At 75.2% G+C, this 13609-nt stretch carries 10 protein-coding genes; 5 read left to right on the forward strand and 5 right to left on the reverse strand.

Features of this window, described 5'->3' with window-relative positions:
• Positions 1–36: 36 nt before the first annotated feature.
• Positions 37–1218, reverse strand: coding sequence for a TIGR03118 family protein (locus tag MNY60_RS04095; protein ID WP_242335163.1), 1182 nt, complete (start codon positions 1216–1218; stop codon positions 37–39).
• A gap of 326 nt (positions 1219–1544) precedes the next feature.
• Entirely contained in the window at positions 1545–2111 is a 567-nt protein-coding gene (locus MNY60_RS04100; protein WP_242335161.1) for a cupin domain-containing protein, read from the reverse strand.
• A gap of 223 nt (positions 2112–2334) precedes the next feature.
• Here MNY60_RS04100 and MNY60_RS04105 point away from each other — a divergent pair, with 223 nt between their 5' ends.
• On the forward strand, positions 2335–4566 hold the full coding sequence (locus MNY60_RS04105) for a hypothetical protein (RefSeq protein WP_242335158.1): 2232 nt from the start codon (positions 2335–2337) through the stop codon (positions 4564–4566).
• Between the two features lie 39 nt (positions 4567–4605).
• Here MNY60_RS04105 and MNY60_RS04110 read toward each other — a convergent pair whose 3' ends face one another.
• Entirely contained in the window at positions 4606–6540 is a 1935-nt protein-coding gene (locus MNY60_RS04110) for an ATP-binding protein (RefSeq protein ID WP_242360076.1), read from the reverse strand.
• A 260-nt stretch (positions 6541–6800) separates the two neighbouring features.
• Here MNY60_RS04110 and MNY60_RS04115 point away from each other — a divergent pair, with 260 nt between their 5' ends.
• Entirely contained in the window at positions 6801–7577 is a 777-nt protein-coding gene (locus tag MNY60_RS04115; protein ID WP_242360077.1) for an OmpA family protein, read from the forward strand.
• Between the two features lie 22 nt (positions 7578–7599).
• On the opposite strand, the gene MNY60_RS04120 is transcribed toward MNY60_RS04115, so the two are convergent.
• Positions 7600–8934 (reverse strand): WS/DGAT domain-containing protein, encoded by a 1335-nt coding sequence (locus MNY60_RS04120; RefSeq protein ID WP_242360078.1) that lies wholly within the window; start codon positions 8932–8934, stop codon positions 7600–7602.
• Between the two features lie 319 nt (positions 8935–9253).
• Between MNY60_RS04120 and MNY60_RS04125 the strand changes: the two genes are divergently transcribed.
• On the forward strand, positions 9254–9730 hold the full coding sequence (locus MNY60_RS04125) for a phosphate-starvation-inducible PsiE family protein (RefSeq protein ID WP_242354984.1): 477 nt from the start codon (positions 9254–9256) through the stop codon (positions 9728–9730).
• 8 nt (positions 9731–9738) lie between these two features.
• Here MNY60_RS04125 and MNY60_RS04130 read toward each other — a convergent pair whose 3' ends face one another.
• Positions 9739–10560: a cyclopropane-fatty-acyl-phospholipid synthase family protein gene (locus MNY60_RS04130; protein ID WP_242335143.1), complete on the reverse strand. Its 822-nt coding sequence runs from the start codon at positions 10558–10560 to the stop codon at positions 9739–9741.
• A 133-nt stretch (positions 10561–10693) separates the two neighbouring features.
• Here MNY60_RS04130 and MNY60_RS04135 point away from each other — a divergent pair, with 133 nt between their 5' ends.
• Together MNY60_RS04135 and MNY60_RS04140 are read left to right on the forward strand one after the other, a co-directional pair.
• Positions 10694–12508: a M20/M25/M40 family metallo-hydrolase gene (locus MNY60_RS04135; protein ID WP_242335140.1), complete on the forward strand. Its 1815-nt coding sequence runs from the start codon at positions 10694–10696 to the stop codon at positions 12506–12508.
• Positions 12505–13605, forward strand: a complete 1101-nt coding sequence (locus MNY60_RS04140; RefSeq protein ID WP_242360079.1) for a hypothetical protein — start codon at positions 12505–12507, stop codon at positions 13603–13605. The genes MNY60_RS04135 and MNY60_RS04140 overlap by 4 nt, the downstream gene beginning before the upstream one ends.
• Positions 13606–13609: the final 4 nt, after the last annotated feature.

A 13609-nucleotide genomic window follows, 5' to 3' on the forward strand; every position in this document is an offset into this window, starting at 1 on the left:
GTCGCCTCGGGAGGAGTGCGCGAGGAGCCCGGCTCGCTACCGGCCGCCCCGGACGAAGTCGATGCGGCCGAACAGGCCCGCGGACTCGTCGTCGGGCCCGGCGGCGAAGAAGAGCGTTCTCGCCGGCCCGGCCGCGCCGTCGTTGCCGAAGTCGAGGCCCCACAGCCCTTCGATGGTGATCCGGCCCCCCTTGCCGGTGAGGTACGCGCCGCCGCCTTCGGAGGCGTCGCCCGCGAGCGAGTAGCCGATGATGTGGCCGTCGCCGAAGTTCCCGACGAGCAGCTTCCCGCCGAACCGGCCGAACCCGGAGGCGGGGGCGAGGGCGATGCCCCACGGCGAGTCGAGCTTGCCTCGCGACGCGACGCGACCGATGAGCTCCCCGTCGGGCGTGAAGGCGTTCACGTACCCGTGGTGCTGGCCGGGCACGTCGTCGTGCCGGTCCGCGTCCTGCAGCGCGTACGTGACGTAGATCGTGCCGCCGATCGCCCGGATGCCGAACGGCGCGTACCCCGCCGGGATGGTCGGGTCCCGGAAGCCGCCCGTCGTGGCGACGGGCTTGAACGCGCCGTCGAACACCCGCACCGCCCCGCCGTGGAAGTCGGTGGCGTAGAGCCGCTCGTCTCCGCTCGACGTCGCGGCGAGGGTCAGGCCCTTGTACACGGCGCCCGCGAGCGAGTCGTCCACCACGACCACGGTAGTCGTGGAGCGGATGGCCGGCGCGACGGGCGGAGGCACCTTCGGGTTCCAGGCGCTGAGGGTCCCGTCCTCGCTCGCGAAGATGAAGAACGCCGGTTCGTGGGCGCCGCCGCTCGAGACCTCGAAGCTCCCGCCCGTGTTGCCGACCACGCCGGTGGGACTGCCGGCGTGGCCGCCCGCGCCAGCGATGCTCACCACGAGCGGCGGAGCGCCGAACTGTGCGATCCCTTCGCCGTCGTAGAGCGTCGAGACCCCGGCGCCGTTGTCGGACACCCACCACGGGCTCGCGCCCCGGTGCGTGATGCCCCAGGCGTTCACCAGGTTCGCGTCGAGGTGCTCGGAGGAGACGGCGCCGTCCGAGACGAGGTTCCGCTGAACGTAGAGGCCGCCGAGCGCCTCGCGCGCGGCCGGCGTGACCCCTTCGTCCGCGGCGCGGCCGGTCACGCCGGCGGTCAGCGACGCCGCGCACGCGAGGAGCGCGATCGGGAAGACAGGGTGTTTCGAGACGAGCTGCGGCTTCATCGGCGAGCCCTCCGGCGCCGAGGTGCCGCGCCTTCGCGCCGCGACGCGCGTGCTCGGGCGCGGGACCCGCCTCGGCTCGCAGAGGACTGACGCGCCGGCGGAGAATCGGTTTCGCTCCCGGGGGCGGCCCTGCGGGGCGACCCGACGTGGGCATCGCGCGACCGCGCGAGCGATCCACTCGCTCCTCGGCGCGGAGGAGCGGGGCCGGGCGACGACCCGCGCGCGCGGCGAGGCCGCGCCCGGCTCCTCGATGGGGAGCTCGGCCAAGGTCGTGGCGGCCCGCGCTCGCACGAGCCGGACGGCCGAACGGTGGCCGAGCGCCCGGGTCACTTCTTCCCGCGCGCGCCGGCCTCTGCCGGCGGACCCTTCCTCGCCTGCGGCGCGTTGCGCGGGTCGTCGGACGCGCGGACGTACTTGATGCCCCAGGGGCCCTGGGCGTTGAGCTGGAGCACCGTGTCCTTCGAGGCCTTCGCGAAGTGCTGCATCCCGGGCTCGAGCACGAAGAAGCTCCCCTCCGGCAGCTTCTCGAGCTTGCTCTCGTCGAAGTCGGCGCCCATGCCGAGCGAGAACTCGCCGCTCATCACCGTCACGCGCTCGACCTTGGGGTGCGTGTGCGGCGCGATCTTGTAGCCGGCCGGCACCTTGAGACGCATCGTGAACATCCCCTCCTTGCCCGGATCGCCCTCCAGCACCGCCGCCTGCGCACCGGGCGGGAGCGCCGCCGGTCCGGCGGACCACTGGATGGAGTCCCCCGTCTTCAGGATGGCTTGCTTCTCCGAGCCCGTCCCCGCCTTGGCGGCGCCCTCGTGCTGTCCAGCCAGCGCGGACCCGGGGCCATACGCGACCACGATGACCGCCGCGAGGCTCGCGGCGTGCAGCTTACGTGTCCACATGTTTCTCCTCCTGCCCGATGAGTCGGAGGAGGTGCCCGCCTTCGCGCGCGCTGCGGACCGTCAGGTGTGCGGGTCGTTCCTCCCGACCCTTCGACACCGGGGCGCATAATCTGCCTGCGCCAACGCGGCGCACGTAAAAGTTCGCTGAGCGGCCACCGGCCGGCCCCCGCTCCCTCGGCCGCCCCATGGCCCCCCGCCCGCGGGCGCGGTAAGGTCGCGGGCCATGCGCCTCGCGACCTCCGTCCCCGAGCTCCCCCAGGCCCCGGCCGATCGCCCCGACGCCGCCTCCCGCGTCGAGCGCCGGCATCGCCTCAAGTTCCACCGCGCCGGAGGCCTCGATCAGCTCGCGCTGGAGAGCGGCGCCGACCTCCTCGCGCTCGAGGAGCTCGACCAGAAGCTCTGGATCGCCCTCTCCTGCCCCACCCGCGGCCTCGAGCTGGACCCGCGGACCCTCGACCTCCTCGACCTCGATCGCGACGGGCGCGTCCGGGCGCCCGAGATCCTCGCCGCCATCCGGTTCTGCGCGGCGCGGCTGCGCGACGTGGGGCTCGTCCTCTTCGGAGCCGACGCGCTGGCGCTCGACGCCCTCCGCGACGACACGCCCGAGGGCAAGGCGGCGCTCGGGGCCGCCCGGCGCCTGCTCGCGCACGTCGGCCGCCCGGAGGCGACCGCGATCCGCGCGGCGGACGTGGCGGACACCACGAAGGTGTTCGAGCACACGCTCTTCAACGGCGACGGCGTCGTGCCGCCGGAGTCCGCGCCGGATCCCGGGACCCGCCAGACCCTCCTCGACATCGTGACCACGATGGGCGGCCTCGCGGACCGGAGCGGCAAGCTCGGGGTGGACCGGGCGCGCGCGGACGCGTTCTTCGCGGAGGCGGAGGCCTTCGCCGAGTTCTGGCGGCGCGGCGAGGCGAGCGCGGAGGTGATGGCGCTCGGCGACCGCACCGCGGCCGCGCACGCGGCCGTCCGGGCCGTGCGCGCGAAGGTGGACGACTTCTTCGTCCGCTGCGGCCTCGCCGCCATGGAGCCGCGCTCCGCCCTCGCCCTGAACCGGACCGAGCCCGAGTACGCCGCGCTCGCGGCGAGGGAGCTCGCCGCGGCCGGCGCCGAGGTGGCCGCCTTCCCCCTCGCGCGCGTCGAGCCCGGGCGCGCGCTCCCGCTCTCGGGTGGCGTGAACCCGGCCTGGGCGGCGGCGATCGCCGCGCTCCAGCGCGACGCCGTCGTCCCGGTGCACGGGCCCGGCAAGGACGCGCTCACGCTCGAGGAGTGGACGGACCTCGTCGCGCGCTTCTCGCCCTACGAGGCGTGGCTCGCGACGAAGACCGGCGCCCGGGTCGAGGCGCTCGGGATCGCGCGCGTGCGCGAGCTCCTCGCGGCGGGCCGGGCTCCCGTCCAGGCGCTCCTCGCCGAGGACGAGGCCCACGCCGCCGAGGCCTCGGCGATCGCCGACGTCGTCCGGCTCGTCCACTACTGCCGGGACCTCGGGACGCTGCTCAAGAACTTCGTGTCGTTCGCGGACTTCTACGACCCGCTCCGCCCCGCGGTGTTCCAGGCCGGGACGCTCTTCCTCGACGCGCGCAGCTGCGAGCTGTGCATCCGCGTGGACGACCCCGGCGCGCACGCCTCGATCGCCTCGCTGTCCCGGATGTACCTCGCCTACTGCGAGTGCCGCCGGCCCGGCGGCGAGGCGATGAAGATCGTGGCCTGCTTCACGCAGGGCGACTCGGACTACCTGATGGTGGGCCGCAACGGCGTGTTCTACGACCGGCAGGGACGGGACTGGGACGCGACGATCGTGAAGATCGTCGAGAACCCCATCAGCATCCGCCAGGCGTTCTGGGCTCCGTACAAGAAGGCCCTGCGGTTCGTCGAGGAGCAGGTCGCGCGCTTCGCGCACGCGAAGCAGAAGGCCGCGGACGACCACGTCCAGTCCACCGCGACGCACGTGACCGACGCCGCCATCGGCGAGAAGGCCCCCCCGCCCCCCCCGCCCGTCGACGTCGGCAAGATGGTCGGTATCATCGCCGCCCTGGGCGTCGGCATCGGCGCCCTCGGCACGCTGCTCGGCGGGTTCGTCACGGGGTTCATGGACCTGAAGCCCTGGTGGGCGAAGGTCATCGCGGTGGCGGCGATGGTCCTCGTCGTGTCGGGGCCGTCGGTGCTCATCTCCTGGCTCAAGCTCCGGCACCGGACGCTCGGGCCCATCCTCGACGCGAACGGCTGGGCCGTGAACGGGCGCGTGCGGATCAACCTGCCGCTCGGGACCGCGCTCACCGACCGCGCCGTCCTGCCCGCGGGCGCGCGCCGGACGCTCGACGATCCGTACGCGGACGACACGGCGAAGCGCCGGCGCCGCCTGCTCTGGCTCGCCGCGGCCGCCGCGGCCCTCGCCCTCGGCGCCGCGAGGTACCTCGGCCACTGGCCGTTCGGCCCGCCGTTCTGGCGGGGGTAGCGAAGCGCGTCGCGCGGACGCGCGCCGGGGCGCCGTGCCTCAGCCGCGCCGCGCGACGAGCGCGGTCAGCTCGTCGAGGAGGGCCGGCTTCCCGAGGTGCGCCTCGAAGCCGGCCGCCTTCGCCCGTTCCTTGTCCTCCGGCTGAGCGTAGCCGCTGAGGGCGATGAGGCGCATCCCGCGGAGCGACGCGTCCGCGCGCAGCTCGCGGGCGACCTGGTACCCGTCCACGTCGGGCAGGCCGATGTCGCAGAGGACCAGCTCGGGCCTGAGCTCGCGCGCCTTCGCGATCCCCGACAGGCCGTCGGTCGCGACGTGCACCCGGTGCCCCTCCATCTCCAGCACCTCGGCGATGGTCTGCGCCGCGTCCACGTTGTCCTCGATGACGAGGATGTCCACGCGCCGCGCGCTCGCCGGGGCCCGGGGCGGGGGCTGAGCCGCCGGCGGGCCGGGCGCCGCCGGCAGCGTCACGACGAACTCCGAGCCGCGGCCGGCGCCCTCGCTGTCCGCGCGCACGCCGCCGCCGTGGAGCTCGACGAGCCCCTTCACGAGGGCGAGCCCGAGGCCGAGGCCGCCGCGCGTCCGCGCGAGCCCCTCGTCCGCCTGGACGAACGGCTCGAAGACGCGCGGCAGGAGCTCGGGGACGATGCCGAGGCCGTCGTCGCGCACGCGGATCTCGGCCCGCCCGGCGTCCGTCGTGACGGCGACCGTCACCGCCCCGCCCTCGCGGCTGAACTTCGCGGCGTTCAGGAGCAGGTTCCCGACGACCTGCGCGATCCGCGTCGCGTCCGCCTCGACCCACACCGGGCCGGCGTTCTCGACGCGCAGCTCGAGGTGCCGTCCGGCGAAGATCGTCCGGTGGTCGTCGCAGGTCCGCGCGACCACCTCGCGCAGGTCGACGCGCGAGCGCTGCAGCTCGATCTTTCCGCGCGAGATGCGCGTCACGTCGAGGAGGTCGTCGACGAGGCGCGTGAGGTGCTCGGTCTGGCGGCGGATCACGTCCCTCGCCCGCGCCGCCTGGTCGCTGCCCGCCGGCGCGCGATCGAGGAGGTAGATGCTGCTGCGGATGGGCGCGAGGGGGTTGCGCAGCTCGTGCGAGAGGACGCCGAGGAACTCGGTCTTGAGCCGATCGGCCTCGCGCAGCCGCTCCTCCGCGCGCTTGCGCTCGGTGACGTCCATGACGTAGCCGTGCCAGATGAGGCTCCCGTCCGGCTCGTCCGTGGGGACCGACCAGCCCTCGAGCCAGCGCACCCCCTTCCTCGGGTGCCGGTAGCGGAACACGTCGTGCCAGCGGGACCTCGTGCGGGCCGCCTCCTCGAGGACCTCGAGCACGCGCTGCAGGTCGTCCGGGTGGACGTTGGCGACGAGGGGGCCGAAGTCCGCCGCGAGCACCTCCCGCGGGATGCCGTAGAGGTCCTCGGCCGCCGGGGTGGTGAACGGCATGCACGCCGTGCCGTCGGGCCGGAGCCGGTAGGAGCAGATGACCCCCGGAACGCTCGCCGCGACCTTGGCGAGCTGATCCTTGAGCGCGCGCTGCTCCGCCAGCGCCTCCTCGGCGCGCCTCGCCTCGGCGTCGAGGGCGGGCGGAGCCGCGCCGGCCGCGCCCTCGGAATGCTCCGATGCGTCACGCACCGTGAACAGGATGCCGGTGCCCGTCTCCGTCGGCACCGGCGAGAGCTGCCCCTCCCACCACACCTCGCGGCCGAGCACCCGCTCTCCGTGGCGAGGGACCTTCACCGTCTCGCCGCGCTGGACGCGCTCGTAGAGCGAGAGGGCCACCTCGCGCGTGTCGGGGAACACGGCGAGGATGTCCTCGCCCTCGACGCGCTCCGCGGTATAGCCGGTCCAGCGAAGCCACTCCGCGTTCGCGCGCAGCACCGTCAGGTTCGGCGCGACGAAGCAGAGGCCGATCCCCGCGCGGGCGAACAGCAGACCCAGCACCTCGGTCGAGAGCGCCGCCTGCTCCTGGATGGCCATGGAAGCCCCCGCGGCGCGCGCGCGTCCCAGGCACCTGCGGCCGCGCTCCGCCTGCGACAGAGTAGCGCACCCGCGCCGCGCGAGGGGCGACGGCGAGACCATCCCTCGCCAGCACGTCCGTCCCGGCGCGTCCCGCGCTCGCGGAACGACTCGCGCGGCCTGGCCAGGGGCCACTCGGCGCACATCGGCGCCGGATGCCCTCCTTTGCGCGTCCCGCGACGTCGGTACAATGTCGCTCTTCCCTTCACCGGAGGTCCGTGATGCGCACCGTCGTCGTCGTCGCCCTCGTCGGGCTCACGTCTGCCTGCGTCTCCTCGGGAAAGTTCCGCAACAAGTCTGCCGAGGCCGACGAGCTGCGGGCGCACGGGGCCGAGCTCGAGGCCGCCCTCGCGCGGACCAACGGCGAGCTCGAGAAGCGCACCGAGGAGGCCCGCGCCCTCCAGGCGCAGGTCGCCGAGCTCTCCTCGTCGCGGGGGACGCTCGAGGCGCGCGTGAACGAGCTCTCGACGTCCAAGAGCAAGCTCGAGACCGTCAAGGCGGAGCTCGAGAAGAAGAGCTCGGAGTACGAGAAGATGGCGAACGCGCTGCGCGGAGAGATCGACGCGGGCCGCGTCGAGCTCACCGAGCTCCGCGGCAAGATGACCGTCAAGATGAAGGACAAGATCCTCTTCTCCTCGGGCTCGGCGACGCTCGGCAAGCCCGGCAAGAGCGCGCTCGCGGCGGTCGCGGAGGTCCTGCGCGGCGTGGAGGGCAAGGTCATCCGCGTCGAGGGGCACACCGACAACGTGCCGCTCGGTCGCGGCGGGTTCGTGTCGAACTGGGACCTGTCGGTCGCGCGCGCCCTCGCGGTCGTGAGGTTCCTGCAGGAGGCGGGGGTCGAGCCGACGCGCCTCGCCGCCGCGGGCTACGGCGAGTACCAGCCCATCGCCCCGAACGACACGCCGGAGGGCCGCAGCCAGAACCGGCGCATCGAGATCGTCCTCGCGCCCGGCGAGGCGCCCGTCCCCGGTCCCGCGCCCGCTCCCGCGGCGCTGTGAGCCGAGGTCCTCCCCCCGCGCCCTACGGCGCCGGGGTCCGGGCACGGACCCCCGACGCCGCCGGGCGGGGACGACGCGGCGGGCGCGGCCCGCGCACGCCGAGCGCCGCCGCCTCCGCCTCGATCCTGCCGACGAGGTCCGCGGGCTCGGCGAGGACCGCCGCGTCGGAGCGCACGCCGACGCGCACCTCGCCCGCGTAGCTCAGGACGCTCACGCCGAGGCCGAGGCTCGCGGGGTGCGGGACCCAGAACATCGCGCTCGCGAGCGGCAGGCCCGCCAGGTGGACGCGGGTCCTCGGCCCGGGGAGGTTCGTGAGCACGAGCGAGGCCTTGCGCGCGAAGAAGCGCGTGAGCGCGTGCTGGACCACGTCGGGCGCGTAGCCCGCGAGCGCGAGCACGTCGTGGGCCACGACGGCGCCCGCCCCGGCGCGGAGCGCGGCGACGCGGGCGTGGACCGCCTCGAGCCGCGCGACGGGCGTGCCGAGATCGATCGGCAGGTCGAGGAACACGACGCCAAAGCGGTTCCCGAGCGAGGCGTCGGCCCCGAGGTCCGGGCGGGCAGGACGGAAGTTCACGGGGACGAGCGCGCGCACGGGGACGAGCGGCGCCCGGCGGCTCGCGAGCAGCGACCGGAGCGCGCCGGAGATCGCCGCCACCAGCACGTCGTTCACCGTGGCGCCGCGGCGCTGGCCCGCCTCGCGGACGGCGCCGAGCGGCACGCCTCCCGACCACGCCACCCTGCGCACGCCGGAGAGCTCCGCCGCGGAGAGGACCTTCGGATCGCTCGACATCGCGGCGAGCCGCGCGAGCGTCGCGGCGAACGCGGCGGCGTCCCGCGCGGAGGCGAGCCGCGCGCTCCCGAGCCACGGGCGCCCGCGATGCACCGCCTCGACGTGGGCGCGCGGGGCCTCCTCGGCGGCGTGCTCGTCCGAGAGGGCGAGGAGCAGCGCCACGAGCGCGAACCCGTCGCCGAGCGCGTGGTGGAGCTTCGCCACGATCGCCCCGCCGCGCCCGCGCTCCCGCACGACGTGGACGCGCCAGAGCGGGTGCGCCGGGTCGAGCCGGGAGGAGGTCACCTCGCCGACGAACTCGGGGAGCGTGCCGCGCGCGAGCTCGACCGGGACCAGGTGTCGCCGGAGCGAGAACCCGGGATCCGGCTCCCAGCCCGGCGCTCCCAGGAGACGGGGCACCGGCCGCTGCCGGAAGCGCTCGACCGCGAGCAGCCGCTCCTCGACGAGGCGCCGGACGCGCGCGAGCGCGACCGGCCCGCGGAACGTGAGGAGCGCCACGACGTCGGCCTCGTTCCTCGGCCGATCCATGCGGTACCAGGACGCGTCGCCCGCCGTCATCCGCTGCATCCGGCCTCCAGGCGCCGAAAGCGTGCCGCGCCCGACGAACCCACCGTACCGCTGCGTGCTCGCCCACGCGACGCGCCCCGAAGGTTCCCCCGCCGCGCCTCGCACGCGACGCACGCGCCGCACGGCCGGCGCACACACGCGCGCTCGCCCGGTCGGCCGTCGTTCACGGTTCGTCACGATTCAGCCGGGCCCACGCGGGAGCGCCCCGCAGGGACCTCGCCTCGAGGTCCCTGCGGGCCCGGCCACGCCTGGGGCCGCCCGCGCGAAGCTCCGCGCTGCTATGAACCCGGCGACCGCGCGGCGCCGCGGGAGGTGACCCTTGGAGCGCGAGCGCGACCCCCGGAGCCGGACGCGCGGCATCATCTCGACCGCTTTCACGCGGGCCCAGGACGTCGTGTACGTCGCGCTCGGTGTGCTCCTCGCGCTGAGCGCCGCCGCGATCGTCGTCCACGGCGGGATCGATCTCGTCCACGCGATGTTCGGCGGCCTCGACGTCCGCGCGTTCGTGACGCTGCTCGACCGGATCCTGCTCGCGCTCATGGTCGTGGAGCTGCTCTACACGGTGCAGGTGTCGTTCCGCGAGCACACCCTCGTGCCCGAGCCGTTCCTGCTCGTCGCCCTCATCGCCGCGGTCCGCCGGATCCTCGTCATCACCGCCGAGTTCGGCGCGCAGACCCGGCCCGACGACAAGCTGTTCCGGCAGGTGATGTCGGAGCTCGGGCTCCTGACCGTCCTCATCGTCGTGCTCGTCGCGGCGCTCGCGATCCTTCGCAAGCGGCCGGTGGCGGCGGAGTAGCGCCGCGCTCAGCCGCGCGGCCGGCGTCCCACCACGTAGGCGATCCAGCCGGCCTGGTTCTGCGCGCTGCCGCGCGGCAGGTAGCGGGCCGCGGCGCCGGGCCCCGCGTCCCACAGCACCTCGACGGCCTCGAAGCCCGCCTCGCCGAGGAGCTCCGTCAGCTCGGGGAGGCTCCAGAGCCGCCAGTCGTAGTGGAACGCCCGGCGCATCGGCCGGCCCCCCTCGAGCTCGAAGTGGATGGTGCAGCGGATCCGGTGGGTGATGGGATCGAACCCCTCCTGCTCCCAGACGTAGGTCACGCCGCGGCCGATCCGCCGGCGCTCGACGAGCGCCCGCTGCGCGTCCCACCCGCCGAAGGCGTCGAGCACGAGCGCGCCGCCCGGCGCCAGCGCGCCGAGCGCGGCGCGCAGATACTCGCCGAGCGCCTCGCGCGTGCGGAACACCCCGTAGCTGAAGTTGAGGGCGACGATCGCGTCGAACCCCTCGCCGCGGGGCGCGCGGACGTCGGCGGTCACGAGCTCGAGCCGCGAGGCCGCCGCGCCGAGCGCGGGGAGGCGGTACGTCCGGGCCCAGGCGTGCACCGCGGGATCGAGATCGACCGCCACGGCCGTCCGCAGCGGCCCCTTCGCCACCCAGCTCGCGGCGAGCGCCGCCGTGCCGCTGAAGTCCTCCCGGAGCCGCCGCGCCGGGCGTCGCCCGCGGAGGACCCGCTCGATGATGGCGATGTCCGCCTGCGGGTCCTGGACCGCGCGCTCGTAGAGGCGGTGGCGGTCGCGGGGGCCGGGCTTCGGAGGGGCGGCGCTTCGGGGGGCGCGGTTCGCGGGGCGCATTCGGGCGCCCTCCATACCCTTCCCTCCGCTGCCCGGCAATTCGCTCGCGGCCGCGGCGGGGCGGACGCGTCTCGGCCGGGTGCGCCCCGGCGTCCACGCTGCCCGGGACGCGCCGGCCCTCTATGTGCGACGCATGCGAAAGCTCGGCAGGCTCGCCCTCGCGCTCGCCCTGACGGCCTGCACCGCCCGCGGCGCAGGCCACGCCGCGCGGGAGCCGGTGATCGATCCTGCCCGCGCGCTCGCGGAGGTGGCCTGGCTCGCAGATCCCGCGCGCGAGGGGCGCGGCGTCGGGACGGCCGGCGGCGCCCAGGCCGCGCGCTGGATCGCCGACCGGTTCCGCGAGGCGGGCCTCGCGCCCGCGCGCGACGGCGGCTACCTCGAGGAGTTCGAGGCGCCCTTCCGCGCCACCCTCGAGGCGCGGAACGCGCTCGCGATCGGCCGCGCGCCGCTCGCGCTCCAGCGGGACTTCCTCCCCTTCGGCTTCAGCGACGACGGCACGATCGAGGCGGAGCTCGTGTTCGCGGGTCATGGCATCACGGCGCCCGAGCTCGGGCACGACGACTACGCCGGGCTCGACGTGAAGGGGAAGATCGTCCTCGTCGCACAGGACTTCCCGCGCGAGGCGGACCCCGCCTCCCCGTTCCGCGACCCCCGCCGGTACCGCTTCTCCGAGTGGCGCTACAAGGCCATGAACGCGCGCGACCACGGCGCGGCGGCGATCCTCGGCGTCCGCGACGTATGGGCCCACGAGGCTCCCGACGAGGTCCCGCGCTGGCGCGGGCAGGTCGCCTCGCGGGCCGGCCTCGTCGCGGCGCGGGTCACGGCCGCGGCGCTCGGCCGCGCGGGGATCGACGTGGCCGCGCTGGCGGCGCCGGGCGAGGCGGACGGGAGGCCCCACTCGCGGCCGCTCGGGCTCCGGGCGCGGCTCTCGGTCGAGGTGCTCCACGAGCGGGCCGCGACCGCCAACGTCGTCGCCATCCTGCCCGGCCGCGACCCGGCGGTGGCGGACGAGTGCGTGGTGGTGGGCGCGCACCACGATCACCTCGGCCTCGGCGGCGACGCCTCGCTCGCCCCCGAGCGGCTCGGGACGGTCCACCCGGGCGCGGACGACAACGCGAGCGGCGTCGCGGCCCTCCTCGCGGTCGCGCGCGCCTTCGTCGCCGAGGGCGCGCCGAGGCGCACGGTCCTCTTCGCTGCGTTCGCCGCGGAGGAGCTCGGCATCCTCGGCTCGTCCGAGCTCGCGAAGGATCCGCCGCCGCGCTGCCCCATCGGGAAGATGCAGCTCATGGTGAACCTCGACATGGTGGGCCGTCCCCGCGGGGGGAAGGTGTACGTGGACGGCGCGGACACCGCGAAGGGGCTGCGGGACCGCGTGGTGGCGCTCGCGGAGCGCTCGCCGCGCCTGCCGCTCCGGATCGCGTTCGGCGGAGGCGACGGGTACGGCCCCTCGGATCACACGAGCTTCTACGCGCGCGGGGTCCCGGTCCTCTTCCTCTTCACCGGACCCCACGCCGACTACCACCGGCCGACGGATACCGCCGACAAGATCGACGGCCCGGGCCTCGCGGCCGTGGCGCGGCTCGCCTACCGCGCCGCCCGCGACGCCGCCGAGCGCGATGGCCGCCTCGAGGTGGTCCGCACGGCGGCGCCACCGCCGCGCGAGCGCGGCGAGCGGAGCTACGGCACCTACCTCGGCGCGATCCCGGACTTCGCGGAGCGCGCCGAGCCGGGGGTGCTCCTCACCGGCGTCCGCCCGGGCAGCCCCGCCGAGCGGGCCGGCCTCGCCGAAGGCGACGTCCTCCTCCGCCTCGGAGCGGCGAAGGTGATGAACCTGCAGGATCTCGCGTTCGCGCTCCGCTCGCACCGGCCCGGCGACGAGGTCGAGGTCGAGTGGGCGCACGGGGCGGAGCGGCGGACCGCGAAGGTGAAGCTGGAGGAGCGCAGATGACCCGGACCCTCACCCCGACGCTCGCCGCCGCCGTCCTCGCCGCCGCCTGCGCCGCGCCGAAGGCGCCGACCGGCCCGGTCCCTCCCGCCGCGGCGCCCGTCGGCGCCCCGCCGGCGAACGCCGCTCGAGACCTGGCTCTCCCGGGCGAGCGGCACCTCCGCAACGTCCGTCAGCTCACGTTCGGGGGCGAGAACGCCGAGGCGTACTTCAGCTTCGACGGGCGGGAGCTCGTGTTCCAGTCGACGCCCGAGGGTGCCGGCTGCGATCGGCTCTACGTGATGCGCGCCGACGGCACGCAGCGGCGCCAGGTCTCGTCCGGCCTGGGCCGCGTCACCTGCGGCTACTTCTTCCCCGGAGGAGAGCGGCTGCTCTACTCCTCGACCCACGCGTCGGGCGCGGAGTGCCCGCCGAAGCCAGACCTCTCCCAGGGCTACGTCTGGCCCCTCTTCGACTACCAGCTCTACACCGCGCGGCCGGACGGCTCCGATCTCACCCCGCTCGCGCCGGCGCCCGGCGCGTACAGCGCGGAGGCGACGATCTCGCGGGACGGCTGGATCGTCTTCACCTCGACGCGCGACGGCGATCTCGAGCTCTACAAGATGCGGCTCGACGGCTCCGGGCTCGTGCGGCTCACGCACACCCCCGGCTACGACGGCGGGGCGTTCTTCTCCGCCGATGGCACGCGCATCGTGTTCCGCGCCAGCCGGCCCGCCGACGCGGCGGAGCTCGCCGACTACCGGCGCCTCCTCTCGCAGAAGCTCGTCCGCCCGGGGAGGCTCGAGATCCACGTCATGAACGCGGACGGCTCCGGCGTGCGGCAGGTGACCCGGCTCGGCGCGGCGAGCTTCGCGCCCTTCTTTCACCCGGACGGCCGGCGCATCGTCTTCGCCTCGAACGTCGGGGACCCGAAGGGCCGCAACTTCGACCTCTACCTCGTGAACGACGACGGCAGCGGCCTCGAGCGGATCACCACGAACGACACCTTCGACGGGTTCCCCATGTTCTCGCCGGACGGGAAGACGCTCGTCTTCGCCTCCAACCGGAACGCGCGGCGGCCCGGCGAGACGAACGTGTTCGTGGCGGACTGGGTCGAGTGAGGGC

The sequence above is a fragment of the Anaeromyxobacter sp. SG17 genome (assembly GCF_022690695.1).
GTDB classification, from domain to species: domain Bacteria; phylum Myxococcota; class Myxococcia; order Myxococcales; family Anaeromyxobacteraceae; genus Anaeromyxobacter; species Anaeromyxobacter soli.